This is a genomic window from Psychrobacter sp. SC65A.3 (assembly GCF_025642195.1).
GTDB lineage: Bacteria > Pseudomonadota > Gammaproteobacteria > Pseudomonadales > Moraxellaceae > Psychrobacter > Psychrobacter cryohalolentis.
In genome coordinates, this window is record NZ_CP106752.1 from 2,315,085 (window position 1) to 2,332,152 (window position 17,068).

Genomic DNA, 17,068 nt, shown 5'->3' on the forward strand with positions numbered 1-17,068 from the left:
TAATAACCGATTCCGAGCCAACTATGACCAACGCCGTAACAGCAGAAACTGCTAATACTAACCATACTAATAATACTTCTAGCGACAAGACCCAATATCAGCCGCAACTTATCGAAGCGCAGCAGCAAGCCAAATGGGCAACAGATAAGCGCTTTGAAGTGAGCAATGAGCCAAGTGCTAAACCAAGCCGTTATATGCTGTCAATGTTCCCGTACCCAAGTGGTAAGCTGCATATGGGTCACGTGCGCAACTATACTATCTCTGATGTATTAAGCCGTTATTATCGTCTCAAAGGTTATGAAGTCATGCAGCCAATGGGCTGGGATGGTTTTGGCTTGCCAGCAGAAAACGCCGCGATTGCCAATCAGACGCCGCCTGCTAAATGGACGTTTGAGAATATTGACAGCATGCGCGCCCAGCTAAAATTGCTTGGCTTGTCTATTGACTGGTCACGTGAATTTGCCACTTGTAGCCCTGAATATTATCAGTGGGAGCAGTGGTTGTTTTTGCAGTTATACAAAAAAGGCTTGGTCTATAAAAAGCTTGCGACCGTCAACTGGGATCCAATCGACAATACTGTATTAGCCAACGAGCAAGTCATCGATGGTAAAGGCTGGCGCAGTGGCGCTATGGTCGAAAAGCGCGATATTCCGATGTATTATTTTAATATCACTGATTATGCTGATGAGTTGCTTGATGATTTGGATCAGCTAGAGGGTCACTGGCCATCTGAAGTGATTACCATGCAGCGCAATTGGATCGGTCGTAGCTCAGGTATGGAAGTGCATTTCCCTTATGAGCTGGCTGGTCAAAGCAATAGCTTAGACGTCTTTACTACTCGTCCTGATACTTTGATGGGTGTCACTTATGTGGCAGTGGCCGCAGAGCACCCGCTAGCCCAATATGCCTCCGAGAATAATAAAGCGATTGCAGAGTTTTGTGCCCTTTGTAAGAAAGGCTCAGTCGCTGAGGCAGACCTTGCTAAAGCCGAAAAAATTGGTATGGATACAGGTCTAACCGTGACCCATCCATTGACTGGCGAAGAAGTGCCTGTTTGGGTTGCCAATTATGTACTTATGAGCTATGGCTCAGGTGCGGTCATGGCAGTACCTGCTCACGATGAGCGCGACTATGAGTTTGCTACTAAGTACAGCCTGCCTATCAAACAAGTGATTGAGATTCCTGCAGGGTACTTTGATGATGTAGAAGAAAGTAATGACAATCGTGCTTATACCGAACGCAATACTCTAGTCAACTCAGGCGAGTTTGATGGCATGGATTTTGAGCAAGCGTTTGAAGCGATGCTTGCTAAGCTTGAGCCTAAGGAGCTTGCTAAGAAAAAAATTCAATACCGTCTCCGTGATTGGGGTGTTTCACGCCAGCGTTATTGGGGTTGCCCTATCCCAATGGTCAACTGTGAACATTGCGGTACCGTGCCAGTTGAAGAACAAGACTTGCCGGTTGTCTTGCCAACTGACGTCGTCCCTGACGGTCGCGGTAATCCACTAAAAAATATTCCAGAATTTGTGAATACCACTTGCCCTAAATGTGGCAATCCTGCTGAGCGCGAAACCGATACCTTTGATACTTTTGTTGAATCGAGCTGGTATTACGCGCGCTTTGCCAGCCCAAATGATACGACCAACATGGTCAATAAATCTGCCGCCAATAAATGGTTGCCAGTTGACCAATATATCGGCGGTGTCGAGCACGCGGTGATGCATCTGCTTTATGCGCGCTTCTTCCACAAGCTCATGCGTGATGAAAACTTAGTATCAGGCGATGAGCCATTTGCCAATTTGATGACTCAAGGAATGGTACTTGCGGGTACTTTCTACCGCGTGAATAGCGATGGCAGTACCACTTATTACTTTACCGAAGACATCGATATTGACTTTAACGAGCGCGGTCAGCCGATTAAAGCCATCCTAAAATCAGATGGACAGCCGGTAACGATTGGCAAAATCGAAAAAATGTCAAAGTCAAAAAATAATGGTGTCGACCCGCAGCTTACCATTGATAAATATGGCGCGGATACCGTTCGTCTATATACTTTGTTTACAGCCCCTGCCGATCAAACGCTTGAATGGTCAGATGATGCGCTAAAAGGCCCTTATAATTTTGTTAAAAAAGTATGGCGCATTGCTTCTGAGCATATCCAAGCGTTAACTGATACCAACTTAAGTCTTGAATCGCTCAATAGTGATGCTTTAAATACGGATAGCTTAAGCAAAGAAGCTAAAACCTTGCGCCGTAAGACGCATGAAACCATTGGCAAGATTGATAGTGACTTGGGTAAACGTCTAGCACTCAATACGCCAGTTTCTAGCCTAATGGAGCTTGCTAATGAGCTGAGTAACTTTAAAGCTAATAGCGAGCAAGAGCTGCAAGTACAGCACGAAGCCTTGACTGATTTATTGATTATGCTGTCGGTATATGCGCCACACATTGGCGAGCATTTACTTGAGGAATTAGGGCTTGATACCGTCACCCTAAATTACCCTGCGGTAGACGAGCGCGCACTGGTACAAGATATGATTACCATGGTGATTCAGGTCAATGGAAAAATGCGCGGCAAAATGGATGTGGCACCTAATAGCGACCCTGAGCAGCTAAAAGCACAGGCACGCGCGATTGAAGGTGTGGCAAAGTTCCTGACCGGTGATATCAAAAAAGAGATCGTTGTACCGAATAAACTGGTTAATATCGTGGTTGCTGGCTAGAGATAATTAAACGCAGATGTTTTAGGTTTTCTTATCATAATAAGAATAGCAATTATGACGGATAAGCACCATGCTATGTCGTCATATCAAACAACATGTAAGGGAAAAAGCCCATGCCTAATAAGTCGAATAGACAGAAACTAGCGACCGCATTACTTGCATCTCTGCCAATGCTTGCCATCGTTGGGGCGACTGCCAGTCTTAGTGGCTGCGGCTTTCAACTACGCGGTTATGATGCGCCCATGCTGTTTGATGTGGCGAAGACCGCGGTAATTATCGAAGACAATCGCACTGCATTCCCACTGAAGCTGCCGCTCACAAAGCGCCTTGAGGCATTGGGCGTTGATGTCATTACTAACATGACATTGACTGATGTCGCTAGTAACAATCAAAACGTAGGCGCTGAAACCATCGCTGCGATTACTGTCAATAACGTACGTTTTAAGCGTTATGAATTGGTCGGCGTATTAACAGAAATTCGTTTAGTGATATCAGCCGATGTTAGCTATCAAAGCATAGATAATGGTAAGCCTATAACGCTCAGTAATCCGATTCAAGTTGAACGTAGCTATCAGTATAACGAAGCGTCAGTGAGCACCGACGATCAGCAAGGTGATCAAATTCGTGAATGGCTCTATGACAGTTTAGCAAGACGTATCACCGATCAATATGTCGCGATTGCATTGCCAAAGGTGACACCTGCCAGCGCCACTACTTCTGCGCAAATCGGTAAAGGTACAGGCGCTACGGCGATTCTTGTACCCAAACCTTAATATGGCTCAAATGTAGCTTAGCAATTTTTTGGCTTTGCTTTTTTATTCACAACTTTGTGTGCGTTAGCCTTTTATGCAAGATACTTTTATACAAGCTTATCCAAAACTACAGCGATCCTCATTTGCTGTAGCAGGCTTGTGGCTAGCACATGGTGACGAGCCATTATTAAGTCAATGGCTCATCGATGCGCTGCGTCCACATTGGCGCGCGCAGAATTACGCCATTAAGCGTATTGAGCTGGTATCAGTTAAGAGCTGGCAAGAAGTATTGACAGAGCTTGGCAGCCAGTCTTTATTTGATGATGCCAGTGCCTTGATTGTCACAGGCAACCATAAACCTGATAAGGCAGTCATTACAGAACTTGAACGCTTTGCACAGGACGCTCAAGCAGGCAGCCACAGTCATAGCTTATTATGGTTGACCCCAAAACAAGACAAACGCGCTCAGAGCAGCAAGTGGTTCACGCCATTTGCGCAATATGGTCACGTCATCGACTGTAATTTGTATAATGAGCAGCAGCGTCAGCAGTTATTGCAGATACAAGCGCAGCAGTTTGGCTTAAAGCTATCGCAAGAAGCGTGGCAGCTACTCATGTCACATACTGAACATCATTTGCTCAGTGCCTATCAAACCTTATGGCGTTTATCCTATTTGTTTGCCCCACAACTCATGGCAAATAATGATGCTGCCATTCAAGAAACTACAAACTCTAGCCCGCACCTATCACAGGTCGCACTAGATATTAATGACTTACAAGCGGCATTGGTCAGCGATGCGCAGTTTAGCGTGTTTGATTTGTCCGATGCGATGCTTGCTGGCAATAGTGCCCAAGTCGCTAAAATCATATTTCAGCTCAAAGCCACGGATGAGCCAACAACCTTAGTATTATGGGCAATCAGTAAAGACATGCGACAAATCATGCAACTGATGGATGGTCAAGATCCGCAAGCCCTAGGTATTTGGCGCAGTAAACAAGGCTTATATCAGCAAGCCTGTCGTCGTCAGTCAAAAGCGCAATCAGCCGCGTGGCCTGCTCTGCTTTATCGCTGTGATCAGGCAATCAAAGGTCTTATTATCCAGCCAGCATGGGAGCTATTACTACAAGCTGCGTTAGAATTATCAGGAAAACGTTTGTTCCCTACTAAATGACCAGAGTGATGAATTCTTAGTTATTTATCAGTCAGTAACCAATAATACCTATAAGAACGATATTATTTCTTAACCTGCTTTTTCAACGATAAACTTCCTGCACAAATCCAAATCTCCTCTGCAAAACCTGCCTCAATATCTCTTCTTAACCTTTCGCAAACTAACTCCCATTCCCTTTTGTCCGTCGAGCCTCTATTATAGTGACATTTATAGTTACATTTGATTTTCTTGTTATTGGATTGTCGTCATGCGCAAAATTAGCAAAAACTCTGCTATTAAATGGGGCATTATTGCCCTCGTCATCATCGCTTTAGGGGTTTTAGCCTACAAAACCTTAAAACCAAAAGAAGTAACACCCAACTATCTAACAGCGACCGCTGAGATTGGCGATATCGAAAACAACGTTATGGCATCGGGTAAAGTTAAAGCTTTAAATACCGTCGATGTTGGTGCGCAAGTATCTGGTGAAGTGACGCGACTATTCGTTGAAGTCGGTGATGAAGTGCAAAAAGGCGATTTGATTGCGCAGATTGACCAAGTAACGCAGAAGAACAGTCTAAGCAATGAGCAAGCAAGCCTTGAGCAAAGTGAAGCGGCGCTACAAAGTGCACGAGCTGAGTCGTTAAGTCGTCAAGCAGGTTTAAAAAGTGTGCAGGCAGATCTTGCCAGCCGCCAAGCTGAGTTAAGACAAGCGCAAGCAGATTTTTCACGCTTGCAAGGCTTACTCGCTATCGACGCGATATCACAGCAGGATTATGATACTCAAGGGACAAAGGTACAAACTGCGCAGGCAGCAGTCGCCAATGCGCGTGCCTCTATCGATACGGCTAAAGCCGCTATTGCCACTACTGCAGCGAATATTAACAGCCAGCAGGCAGCATTACGTAAATCTCAAACCAACGTCAGCACCGCGCAAGAAGATTTAAGCTACACCACCATTCGCGCGCCGATGTCAGGTACTGTAGTATCGGTAACGACTGAGCAAGGGACAACGGTCAATGCCAATCAAAGTGCACCGACCATTGTTACCTTAGCTGATTTATCTACCGTACGCATCAATGCTCAAATCTCTGAAGCTGACGTCATTAATGTCAAAGCGGGCTTGCCTGTTTATTTTAATATCATCGGTAATCCCGACCAAAAATATGATTCGATCCTTAAAGCGATTGAACCGGCTCCTGAGAAAATCAGTGATACCAGCTCGACCGATGCCGCCATTTATTACGTTGGTTATATCGAAGTGCCCAATACCGAGCGCCGCTTTCGTATCGATATGACCGCGCAAGTTTATATCATCATTAACCAAGCAAAAGACGCGCTGCTTATCCCTTCTGCCGCACTGCAACCTGCCAGTAAAACTGGGAAATCTAAAAATTCAAAAAATCTGACTACTAAGAATACTACGGCGAATGCTGACAGTGATTCTACGGCGACTATGGCAAATGTACGCGTTCTTAAAGCTGATGGCACAGTGGTTGAACAAGCTGTCACAGTTGGTATCAATAACCGCGTCAATGCGGAGATATTGAGTGGTCTTAAAAAAGGTGACGAGGTTATCTTAAGCGAAGAGGGACCAGATAGTGGCAGCAAAGGCAGTGGTGGCAGAGGCGGCAGACCGTTTTAGCCTTAACTCCAAAATCAGATAGAACAAGATTTAAATGACATTCAAACGAGCGACAAATCAGCTTTGATATTGATTAAGATAAGCAGGATAGTAAATGAGCAGCCAAGATCTTTATGCTAACGCCGTTACTGATAAGCCTTTGATGCAAGTCAAAGGCTTGATTAGAGAGTTTAAAGCCGGCGAGCAGACCATTCGTGTATTGCACGATATCAATCTAACCATCCATCAAGGCGAGATGGTGGCTATTATTGGACAATCAGGCTCAGGCAAATCAACCTTGATGAATATTTTGGGCTGCTTGGATCAAGCGACTGCCGGCGATTATCAAGTATTTGGTCAATCCGTTAATCGTTTAGCCCCTGATGAACTGGCAAAGCTGCGCCGTGAACACTTTGGTTTTATTTTTCAGCGTTACCATCTATTGGGTGACATCAGTGCCCGTGACAATGTCTCTGTGCCTGCCGTCTATGCAGGGATGGATGGGCAAGCGCGCAATGAGCGTGCCGAGAAGCTCTTATCAGATTTGGGACTGGCGGACAAAGTCAATAATCGCCCAAGCCAGTTATCGGGTGGTCAGCAGCAGCGTGTGTCTATCGCAAGGGCATTGATGAACGGCGGTGATATTATCTTAGCGGATGAGCCGACAGGCGCGCTAGATAGCAAGTCAGGCAAAGATGTCGTACAAATCTTGAAAGACTTAAATGCGCAAGGTCATACCATTATTATGGTAACGCATGACCCCAGTCTTGCTGCTCAAGCTGAGCGCGTGATTGAAATCAAAGACGGTTATATCATTGCCGATTATAAAAACGAAGACTATCAGCGTCCAGCAGCACAACCTGCGTCGATAATAGACAAACACCGTAAGAGCGCGTTTGGCAGCTTTATCGACCGCTTGCTTGAATCGTTTAAAATGTCTTTACTTGCTATGCGGGCGCATAAAATGCGTACTCTGCTGACAATGCTAGGTATCATCATTGGTATTGCCTCTGTGGTATCGGTTGTCGGGCTCGGTAAAGGCTCACAAGAGCAGATATTGTCTAATATCAGCTCACTAGGTACCAATACCATCACCGTCACCGACGGCTACCCTTACGGCGATCCTAGACGTCAGTATAATGATGATAACTTGACCCCACAGGATGCCCAAGCGGTTGCAGATCAGCCTTATGTACTTAGTGTCAGTCCACAGCTGAATAGCAATATGAGCGTCCGCTATCGTAATGTCCAAGAAGCCGCCAGTATCAGCGGAGTAGGTAAAGATTATCTCGATGTCAGTGGTGAAACATTGGCAATGGGTCAAGGCTTTGATGAACAAAGCATCTTACGCCGCACCCAAGATATTATTATCGACAGCAATGCACATAAAACCTTCTTTCCTACTATAGCAAACCCTATCGGTGAGGTACTATTGATAGGTAGTGTTCCTGGACGCGTGATTGGGGTACTGGAGCCAAACGAAGGCGGATTTAGTAGAAGCGTCGACACCCCTACTTTATATATGCCCTATACCACCATGATGTCACGGCTCATAGGCAGCGCCTATATCGAGAGTTTTATTGCGCTGATTGATAATAACATCTCCTCTTCTGCCGCTGAGTCTGCCATCTCAGATCTGATGAAAAGCCGTCACGGTACCGATGATTTTCGCATACGTAACTCCGACTCTATCCGTCAAACCATTGAATCTACAACGGCAGCATTGACCTTGCTGATATCCTCTATCGCCATTATCTCTCTGATTGTCGGCGGTATTGGCGTCATGAATATCATGCTGGTATCCGTGACCGAGCGCACCAATGAGATTGGCGTACGTATGGCAGTCGGTGCTCGTCAAAGCGATATCATGCAGCAGTTTTTGATTGAAGCCATTTTGGTCTGTATATTAGGTGGTCTATTAGGTATTGGTATGGCGTTTGCTATTGGTGAGCTGATTAACCGTGTTGGTGGTGATAGTTTTAAAGTCATTTATTCTTCGACCTCCATTATTGCCGCCTTTGTTTGTTCGACACTTATTGGCGTGGTATTTGGATTCTTGCCTGCCCGTAATGCCGCCAAATTGGATCCTGTTGAAGCGCTCTCTAGAGATTAGTAAGATTTTAAGCAAAAATTTTCAAACATCATTTTTAAAATAACAAACTATCCGCGATAATAGGTGACTCGATAGCCAAATAAGAGTCAAAGTTAAAAAACATTCATTATTATCTAAGATTTTTAACTTTTTTGCTGATTCGGGGTTGTATTTGTCTTAATTATATATATAATGTGCTCTCACGTTTAGAGATACAAATTATCTAAATATGAAACAAGTTTGATGCCTCTTTTGATATTGAGCAGTCAATAAAGAAAGACCTTAAACTTACCGAAAATTCCCTTAAAAGAATTTTCACTTGTAGAGTCAAAAAAGCAGTGCTTTTTTTATACTCTTTAGGGCCGATAGCTCAGTTGGTAGAGCAGTTGACTTTTAATCAATTGGTCCCGCGTTCGAGTCGCGGTCGGCCCACCATCTTTAGTATTACCCTTCTTATGTATGCTACCCTATCCGGTAGTGATGTAATAAGTTTAAAGACATCCTTTTTGATGTCTAGTTTTAATAAATTTCCCTTTAAGGAAATTTATCTTGCGAAGCTAAAATTGTCATACAATTTTTTAACGCTTCTCAGGGCCGATAGCTCAGTTGGTAGAGCAGTTGACTTTTAATCAATTGGTCCCGCGTTCGAGTCGCGGTCGGCCCACCATATTTAGGAAAGCCCAATCATTTAATGATTGGGCTTTTTTTTGTTTGTATTATTTGATTAAGGGGTATCTACTCTTTTACGAGCAAATTTAACTTGTGCAAGCATGAGCTTAAAACCATTTTGTAACGTTGTTTTGCGTAGTTCATTCGGTGCCCGTTCTATCAATTTTTCAAAGTCTTTATCGCTAAGCTTAACTCTTTTATCATGCGCCAGTAATAAAGTATCTGGTTGTAGTGCTTTTACCTTGTCCAATGACGCGCGGTAAGCGTCAGGTAAAGTAATTAAGTAAGGCGAGACAAATCTATTTTTGATAATTAATATCAGATCGGCGGTATACGCCTGCTTGCTTTGCGGATGCCATAAAGACAAGTCCCGATCGGTATGCCCTGGCGTCTCCAAGACGATCCAATCGTCAAAATTTGGCACACGGTCGCCATCTTCAACAGTGATATCCGCTTTTAAAATGGGGTGGTACCAGACGTTGGTCATGGACTTACCTTGGCGACTGGCGACATAATAAGTCAATCCCAAATCATTCAGATGGGCAATTCTACCCAAAACACCATGGTACCAAGGCTTTTCGGACATTGCGGTAACTATCTGACAGCCGGTTTTTTGCTGCAACAGCTTAGCGCCGCCCGCATGATCGGGATGCATATGCGTGACCATGACGGTCTTAAGTTGCTCAACTGGACGTTTTAGAGTGTCGGTAATATACGCTAAAATCTTATCGACATCACATCGACACCCTGAATCTAACAATAATAACTTGTCAGGATAAACCGCCATATACGTTGTCTGAATATATCCCTCTATCGCAACGATATCTACTAAACTCATAATATCCCTTTATCTAATATAACGCTTATATTAGCCATTTAAATATCCATATATGAAAGCAAAGGCTATATTTAACCAGCTTATTCATTGCCGTATTCTTGATGTTATTAAACAATATGATTAATGATTATAACGTTCAATAACGGTTTAGAAGTAATATTCAGTGAACGCTTGTGACTAAAAATTATTTAGGCTGAAGAATAAAAAATTCTCATAAAAAAACCCAGCACAGTGGCTGAGTTCATTGTTGGAGATTTACATACGAATATATTAAGCCAAATTAAGCTAAGTCACGAACCTTTGGCTCACGTTCCCATAAGCGCGATTTGGCATTTTCAATAAAGACGTCTATATCAGATAGTGGCGTGACAAAGGCATCTTTTTCAATCGGTAGTTTACTTAAGATAAACTCGTCCGTTGCCCCGCAATAAGAAATCGCTTTACAGTGTACATAAGCGTCGGTGAACCAATCTAACGTAGCACTGTCTTTAGCCAACTTCTTAGCTTGGTCAGGCATGATGATACTAACCACGGCATCAAACATCACGGATGGACCCCCTGCTACACGCTCATCAGCTTGTATGATGGTATCATCGTCCAATTTGACTTCTTTATTCGGTGCAATAATTTTGACACTGGCACCTTGTGCTTGCGCTGCCTTCTCATACTTCTCTATTTCACTATGCTTTGAGCCTTCCGCTACCAAAATACCAATCATGCGACCCTTTAAGCTCTTAGGTGACAGACCAATCGTTCTTACGGCTGGAGAGATTTCCATATCTTGAATAGGTGCGGCAGATTCAGCAGCTTCCGGCAGCTCCATACCCAACGCTTTTGCTACGCGACTTGCCAAATCTTCATCGATATTACGTAGATGACTAAGCGTACGACTACGGACATGCGCTGTATCTACTTTACCTAGCTCAAAAGCATAGGCTGAGGCAATGTGTGCTTGTTCAACTGTCGTTTGGCTGCGATAGAACATACGTGGCTGACTATAATGATCCGCGAAGCTCTCAGCGCGCACGCGACCTTTAACACCATCATCTAGCGTCTCAGCAAAAGACGCAAAGCCTTTCTTCACACTCTCACGTGGTCTGGTAGGATCAAGACTTTGTGGCTCATAAAGCACGCGCGTTTTTGGTACTTGCATCTGCATATGACCATCTTGCTGATTATTAGCAAACGGACATTTTGGTGCATTGATTGGAATTTGTGCAAAATTTGGTGAGCCTAAGCGCGATAACTGAGTGTCCAAGTAGCTGAACAGACGACCTTGTAATAAGGGATCATTACTAAAATCGATACCCGGTGGTACATGCGATGGACAGAAAGCCACTTGTTCTGTTTCAGCAAAGAAATTATCAGGATAACGATTTAGTACCATTTTACCAACGATTTTGACGGGCACCATTTCTTCTGGAATCAGCTTGGTCGCATCTAAATGATCGAACGGAAAGTCATTGGCTTCTTCTTCCGTGAATAATTGCACGCCAAATTCCCATTCAGGGAAATCACCGTTATTAATCGATTCAAACAAATCGCGGCGATGATAATCAGGATCGGCACCAGAGATTTTTACCGCTTCATCCCATGTCGTTGATTGTACACCAAGCACTGGTTTCCAGTGGAAACTCATAAAGGTACTTTTGCCTTCTTTATTAATTAGGCGATAACTATGAATACCAAAACCTTCAATCATGCGTAAGCTACGTGGTATCCCGCGATCACTCATCAACCAAATGACGTTGTGCATGGTTTCAGGACTTAATGAGACAAAATCCCAAAACGTATCATGAGCGGACGCTGCTTGCGGAAAACCACGATCCGGCTCAGGTTTGACTGCATGGACAAGGTCTGGGAATTTCATTGCATCTTGGATGAAGAAAATCGGCATGTCATTACCGACCAAATCCCAGTTGCCTTCTTCGGTATAAACTTTGACTGAAAAGCCACGTACATCACGCGGTGTATCTTTTGAGCCTTTGCTACCGGCAACAGTTGAAAAACGCGTAAATAGTGGCGTTTGCTTACCCGTTTCAGTCAAAATTTTAGCCGTGGTATATTCTTCTAATGATTCGGTCAGCTCAAAATAACCGTGTGCGGCACTACCACGCGCATGCACAATACGCTCAGGAATACGCTCATGGTCAAAGTGATGGATCTTTTCACGTAAGACAAAATCCTCTAATAGCGTTGGACCGCGCGGTCCTGCTTTGAGTGAGTTTTGATTGTCCGAAATTGGTACACCCTGTTGGGTGGTGAGTACTTTGGTGTCATCACCTGCACGTTGATGGGTTTCACCACCATTGCCACGTTCCATATTCATGTCTTTAGCGGGGTCGGTATGATCAATATTCTTATTCATAAAATATCCTAGCTAGCTGATGAGTAAAAATGGACTATAACTAGACCATTTAATAAGCGCTAACACAGTTTTTATATCCGTAGCAATAGTGGCGACTTCAAATGTCCGTTTATTTTCTGTGTTGTAGCACGGTTAAAGATAAAAACTGATTCAAGCACTCTTGAGATAGCAATGCTGAGCTCAACAATTATCTTACTCAAAAATTTTGCTTAGGTATGTCAACTATATGGTTAAGCGTGTTGATATTTGGTTAAGAAAATCAGGCATTAGTTAAGCTTACAAACAATGATAACGTCTATTATTTTTAACAATATAGCGTTGTTATGTCGTTATTCTTTACGCTATCCTGTAAAAGGTGTCTGCTCATTAGGGTTAAAAGGGTGGATCGGTTTTGAAATACGCTATTTTTCATTGACATTTTTTAACTAACATAATGAGGCTACTCATGACATTCACATTGACATCCACTTCTCCCAAATCATCTAAGCGCTACGGCGAAAAGTTATTGTACAGCGCCTCTCTAGGCTTAACAGCACTACTACTTAGCCAAACAGCAGCAGCGATTACCACTAAAAATGTCACTTATACAGTAGATAATCAACCCTATGAGGGCTATTACGCCAAAGCAGATAAACCCAATGCGCCATTTATATTACTGATTCATGATTGGGATGGGCTAACAGATTATGAGCGCAAGCGCGCTGATATGTTGGCAAGTGAGGGCTATAACGTACTGGCTGCTGATATGTTTGGGAAAGGTATCCGCCCGTCAACTATTGAAGACAATAAACGCTTAACCGGTGCACTATATGACGATCGCAGCAAAATGCGCCGCCTACTTCAAGGCGCATTGAACGCTGGCCAAGAGCAAGGCAATGATGCACGCACAGGTGTAACGATGGGCTATTGTTTTGGCGGTACGGTTGCTTTAGAGCTAGCACGCTCAGGATTCCCACAAAAAGCGTTTGTCCCTTTCCATGGTGCCTTTGACACCCCAATAGGTCAAAGTTATGATAAGACGACTGGCGAGATATTGGTATTTCATGGCTCTGCGGATGAATCCGTCTCCCTTGAAAGCTTTGCCACTTTGGGTAAGACGTTAGAAGCGGCAAAAGTGCCACATGAGATGCTAACCTATAGTGGTGCGCCACATGCCTTTAGTGTGTTCGGAAGCGATAGATATGATGCCCGTGCTGATGAGCGTTCTTGGAAACGTTATTTAGATTTTTTAGCAGAAGCCTATAAATAATTTGACTGTATATAATTTAAATATAGTAAATTCAGTATTAAAACGATACAGCGGAATGGGAATAAATTTTTCGTAGGCTCTGTCGGCGTAGGCACAGCACGCCAGAAATATTTGTACCTGTTCCGCGTTGCAATATAACGCATCTTTTTTATTTGGGATCAATTATAGATATAAAAAAAAGACTTCTCAATCAAGATCTTATAACGATCGATTAAGAGGTCTTTTTATGCCAAAGCTTCATTATCCAATTTTTTGAAATACCAATAGCTGGTTATTAGCGGGCATCGCATATTTATCAGATAGGTTTAGATGATATGTCTTTGCCAAAGCTATTATGTCTTCTAAATGACGAATGCCGCTCTTTGGATCGCGTTGTCTGAGGCTGCTATCAAACTGCTGATTACCCGCGCTGGTATAATGTCCGTTTTCATTAAATGGTCCATATACGATTAACTTTCCATTTATAGGTAAAGCCTCACCTACTAACTTAAATAATTGCTCAACCAGCAACCATGAGATGATATGCAGAGTGTTAGCAGTAAATACCGCATCATAGGGCTGATTGCTAGCAAGACTCATCGGTAGTGAATCCACTGCCAAATCAAAAGCCAGTGGTGCATATAAATTGGGCACAGGATAAGCAGTATGCCAAGCACTGATAGTGGCATGATGCGCTGACACATCACTAGTCTGCCATGTTAAATGCGCCAATCTCGGTGCAAAATACACACTATGCTGTCCTGTTCCTGAACCCACTTCCAATACATGATTAAAATCTTGCAATTCCTGCTGTAAAATTTCTAAAATTGGCTGCTTATTATTTTCACAGGCTTGAGAAAACGGCATACCAACAGGAGCAATAGATTGGCTATTATCTAAATCATTATTAAACACTGCTAATATCCTTATATGCCTTCGTTATCACAGCTTTGATAGAAATAATGACTACAAGCAAAGCATTAAAAAAACTAATAAATACCTGCCTCTATTCCAGCTGCCAGCGTCATCGCTAACTCTTCGACTTGCTCAGTAAATGCCTCTTGCCAATCGCCTTGTAAAATCAGCGCTTCTTGAATCCATTCCCAACGCAGTCCAGTGGTAATCGTCTTCATCGCAAGTTTGGTGCCCGTACCATCATGTCCTGCACGAATATATAACGCAAATGGCATACCCTGTTTCTTCTCTAACACAGGATAGTAACAGCGATCAAAGAAGTCCTTGGTCAGTCCTGCCATATAAGCCAAGTTCTCAGTCGTCCCTAATAACAGCGCATCAGCTGCCAGCACATCATCAGGCTGGGTATCTTGTGGCGACTTCAATATGACATTAATATCTATATCGGGATGATTGGCACCATCGTAAGCCGCTTGTGCCAATTTTTTGGTATTAGGCGATGGCGCATGAGCGACGATAAGCAAGGTTTTGCTAGCCATATTAATCACCATTATAGAGGTTACTAGGTTTTTGAATTAGTAGTTCTTGGAATCAATAGCTCTTAGAATTAATAGTCACCTTTTGCATAATATCAGGATGAATACTTTTCGCAACCGGACAAGTGAGCGCAGTGTTATAGAATATCTTTTGCGTCTTGTCATCTAATTGTTGATTAAAAGTAATGGCAATATGCACTTCACTAACGCGTCTTGGGTCAGCTGCCATTACTTTCGTTACTTCAGCGGTAGTGCCTGCGATATCAATCTCCATATCACGAGCTTTGATACCAATAATAGTGAGCATACAACTGGCTAAGCTGGTCGCCAATAAATCAGTCGGTGAAAACGCTTCGCCTTTACCCTGATTGTCAGTAGGCGCGTCGGTAATGATTTCATTATTTGACTGTAGATGAATGGCTTGGGTACGTAAATTGCCTTGATAGGTTACTTTTGAAGTTGTCATGGGGTTCTCTTTGATAGTTATTATTGTTGGATTATTAACTCTTTAAATATTTTTGAATAACTCTTTGATATATAGTAATTACTATAGATATTTTAGTCAAAACTTGAAAGTTTAAACGCGGGGACTTCTATATAAATATTCAATGTGCAATGTGCAATGTGCAATGTTTAAGTAGGGTGCAACGAAGGTGTCATATAAACTATTTATTGTTTAATAGACTGATTGCAATATGGATGCGTAAGTTGTACATTCTCAGAACGACCATCACCACCTTCTCTAACTCTTTTAATATGATCATAAGATACAGATTTATCGACATCTAGTTTTTCATTAAAAAGAGATGCTGCCCCAAGAAACATAGCACTTGAATGACGACCTGTAGGGCCATAGAAATAGATTGCAGGATGAAGGCCCAAGCTACCACGATCATTTCCCGTTATCCTAGAAGCTAAACTTATTGTCTTTTTCAATACGTTTAGAGTCCCATCTCCATTAATATCGTCTGGATGGTCTTCCAACTTAGTTATACCGTCTTGTTGGTTTGAATTTGATATAGCAATAAACTCAATAAGTATTTGGAGTGCAGTTCGTATACCCTTTGAGCCACTGAGAGGAAGATCTAGTGTTTTAATAGGTTTCTTAATTTCAGGATCAAATAAAAGTCTATGTAACTTAAGCGACTGCTCCTCTATTTTTTCTGCTTTTTCTTGATCGAATAGAGACCAATAACGATGTCCTTTGCCTGCTCTAATTATTGCTCTAGCAGCTATAGGAACAGGTTTTTTACGATTTCTTAATAGCAGCTCTTCAAGTGTATCTAATGGAGTTCCTTTCATATTAATATTAAAAAATGATGTTTCAGCTTTGTTAGTATCACCCTTAACCCATTGAACGGGTAATCCACGAGCGGTTAAAGTAGTAAGTTTTCTTCTTTGTTCGGGCGTTATATCATCATTGTCATTGTCATCTAAAAGACTTTTATAGTAATTCCAGGTCCCTATCTGTTCTTTTACTAACTTTCTAGTCTTGTCTGCAGCTTTCTTTTGTTCAATCGAAATATCATGACCAAATAGTTTGTGTGATATATAGCCATCTCCGTAATCGTCTTCCATCCAAGCACGAATAACACTCAATCTATGACCACCATCAATCACAAATAAATATGAAGGCGACATCCATAAAATTACCGAAGGTATTAGATCACCATTAATATAACATTCAAGCAAAGATACAACCTGATTTGGCGTCCAATGATTAGTTTCCCTTTGGAAATCAGGCTTCCTAAGCAAAGCCACTATTGGACTTCCTGTAGCTAACTCTCTTGCAGGAATGCTATTGAACGTTTCAAAGGATGAGTTTTCATCTTGCCTATGTGCAAAATCAGCTCTTTTGATCATTGCATCAAGATTTACCAAATTTGATTTAGCAGCCATAAATTTTCCCAGCTAAAAATAGAATAATTCATATCATACACTATTCCACACTTGTTGGCATTTTGACCGATAAAGAAGCTTTAATATTGTATTAAGGATAATTATTAGACCTCTTGCATAAGTCATTGCTAGTCCTCGTAACTCCGTTAGTGGAAGTTAGCAAACAAGTCTTTAATCCATAGCTTCTAAGTTTTTAACCTTTCAAACCAATTGTAAAACCCACGTATTTTCACCACCCTTTCCAAACGTCAGGCAAAAGAAAACCCCCAACGAA

General features: G+C 42.5%; 12 protein-coding genes and 2 tRNA genes. 8 read left to right on the top strand and 6 right to left on the bottom strand.

All coding sequences use genetic code 11. From position 1 onward, the window contains the following. The first annotated feature begins 23 nt into the window (after positions 1-23). The 7 genes from leuS to OEG80_RS09765 all read left to right on the top strand — a co-directional run bounded on the left by leuS (position 24) and on the right by OEG80_RS09765 (position 9,008). On the top strand, positions 24-2,723 hold the full coding sequence (gene leuS / locus OEG80_RS09735) for a leucine--tRNA ligase (RefSeq protein ID WP_442792432.1): 2,700 nt from the start codon (positions 24-26) through the stop codon (positions 2,721-2,723). Positions 2,724-2,836: 113 nt separating this feature from the next. Next, positions 2,837-3,496: an LPS-assembly lipoprotein LptE gene (locus OEG80_RS09740; RefSeq protein ID WP_263240644.1), complete on the top strand. Its 660-nt coding sequence runs from the start codon at positions 2,837-2,839 to the stop codon at positions 3,494-3,496. Between the two features lie 73 nt (positions 3,497-3,569). Then, positions 3,570-4,646, top strand: a complete 1,077-nt coding sequence (gene holA, locus OEG80_RS09745) for a DNA polymerase III subunit delta (RefSeq protein ID WP_263240645.1) — start codon at positions 3,570-3,572, stop codon at positions 4,644-4,646. A 247-nt stretch (positions 4,647-4,893) separates the two neighbouring features. Next, positions 4,894-6,270 (top strand): efflux RND transporter periplasmic adaptor subunit, encoded by a 1,377-nt coding sequence (locus tag OEG80_RS09750; RefSeq protein WP_263240647.1) that lies wholly within the window; start codon positions 4,894-4,896, stop codon positions 6,268-6,270. A 94-nt stretch (positions 6,271-6,364) separates the two neighbouring features. Next, positions 6,365-8,362 (top strand): MacB family efflux pump subunit, encoded by a 1,998-nt coding sequence (locus tag OEG80_RS09755; RefSeq protein WP_020442854.1) that lies wholly within the window; start codon positions 6,365-6,367, stop codon positions 8,360-8,362. A gap of 338 nt (positions 8,363-8,700) precedes the next feature. Further along, positions 8,701-8,776, top strand: a tRNA-Lys gene (locus OEG80_RS09760). Between the two features lie 156 nt (positions 8,777-8,932). Then, positions 8,933-9,008, top strand: a tRNA-Lys gene (locus OEG80_RS09765). A 57-nt stretch (positions 9,009-9,065) separates the two neighbouring features. Here OEG80_RS09765 and OEG80_RS09770 read toward each other — a convergent pair. Continuing rightward, positions 9,066-9,848 (bottom strand): MBL fold metallo-hydrolase, encoded by a 783-nt coding sequence (locus OEG80_RS09770; protein ID WP_263240648.1) that lies wholly within the window; start codon positions 9,846-9,848, stop codon positions 9,066-9,068. 280 nt (positions 9,849-10,128) lie between these two features. After that, entirely contained in the window at positions 10,129-12,216 is a 2,088-nt protein-coding gene (locus tag OEG80_RS09775) for a catalase (protein ID WP_263240649.1), read from the bottom strand. A gap of 445 nt (positions 12,217-12,661) precedes the next feature. On the opposite strand from OEG80_RS09775, the gene OEG80_RS09780 reads away from it, so the two are divergent. Beyond that, positions 12,662-13,465, top strand: coding sequence for a dienelactone hydrolase family protein (locus OEG80_RS09780; RefSeq protein ID WP_263240650.1), 804 nt, complete (start codon positions 12,662-12,664; stop codon positions 13,463-13,465). 240 nt (positions 13,466-13,705) lie between these two features. On the opposite strand, the gene OEG80_RS09785 is transcribed toward OEG80_RS09780, so the two are convergent. The 4 genes from OEG80_RS09785 to OEG80_RS09800 all read right to left on the bottom strand — a co-directional run bounded on the left by OEG80_RS09785 (position 13,706) and on the right by OEG80_RS09800 (position 16,794). Next, on the bottom strand, positions 13,706-14,359 hold the full coding sequence (locus OEG80_RS09785) for a DUF938 domain-containing protein (RefSeq protein ID WP_442792433.1): 654 nt from the start codon (positions 14,357-14,359) through the stop codon (positions 13,706-13,708). 74 nt (positions 14,360-14,433) lie between these two features. Further along, entirely contained in the window at positions 14,434-14,898 is a 465-nt protein-coding gene (locus OEG80_RS09790; RefSeq protein WP_263240651.1) for a flavodoxin family protein, read from the bottom strand. Positions 14,899-14,950: 52 nt separating this feature from the next. After that, on the bottom strand, positions 14,951-15,361 hold the full coding sequence (locus OEG80_RS09795) for an OsmC family protein (RefSeq protein WP_263240652.1): 411 nt from the start codon (positions 15,359-15,361) through the stop codon (positions 14,951-14,953). Positions 15,362-15,564: 203 nt separating this feature from the next. Beyond that, entirely contained in the window at positions 15,565-16,794 is a 1,230-nt protein-coding gene (locus OEG80_RS09800) for a DUF262 domain-containing protein (protein WP_263240654.1), read from the bottom strand. Between the last annotated feature and the right edge of the window lie 274 nt (positions 16,795-17,068).

Excerpts from the sequence above, each read along its gene's own strand:
- leuS (WP_442792432.1), top strand. The coding sequence starts at position 24 with ATGACCAACGCCGTAACAGCAGAAACTGCTAATACTAACCATACTAAT.
- OEG80_RS09740 (WP_263240644.1), top strand. The coding sequence starts at position 2,837 with ATGCCTAATAAGTCGAATAGACAGAAACTAGCGACCGCATTACTTGCA.
- holA (WP_263240645.1), top strand. The coding sequence starts at position 3,570 with ATGCAAGATACTTTTATACAAGCTTATCCAAAACTACAGCGATCCTCA.
- OEG80_RS09750 (WP_263240647.1), top strand. The coding sequence starts at position 4,894 with ATGCGCAAAATTAGCAAAAACTCTGCTATTAAATGGGGCATTATTGCC.
- OEG80_RS09755 (WP_020442854.1), top strand. The coding sequence starts at position 6,365 with ATGAGCAGCCAAGATCTTTATGCTAACGCCGTTACTGATAAGCCTTTG.
- OEG80_RS09770 (WP_263240648.1), bottom strand. The coding sequence starts at position 9,848 with ATGAGTTTAGTAGATATCGTTGCGATAGAGGGATATATTCAGACAACG.
- OEG80_RS09775 (WP_263240649.1), bottom strand. The coding sequence starts at position 12,216 with ATGAATAAGAATATTGATCATACCGACCCCGCTAAAGACATGAATATG.
- OEG80_RS09780 (WP_263240650.1), top strand. The coding sequence starts at position 12,662 with ATGACATTCACATTGACATCCACTTCTCCCAAATCATCTAAGCGCTAC.
- OEG80_RS09790 (WP_263240651.1), bottom strand. The coding sequence starts at position 14,898 with ATGGCTAGCAAAACCTTGCTTATCGTCGCTCATGCGCCATCGCCTAAT.
- OEG80_RS09795 (WP_263240652.1), bottom strand. The coding sequence starts at position 15,361 with ATGACAACTTCAAAAGTAACCTATCAAGGCAATTTACGTACCCAAGCC.
- OEG80_RS09800 (WP_263240654.1), bottom strand. The coding sequence starts at position 16,794 with ATGGCTGCTAAATCAAATTTGGTAAATCTTGATGCAATGATCAAAAGA.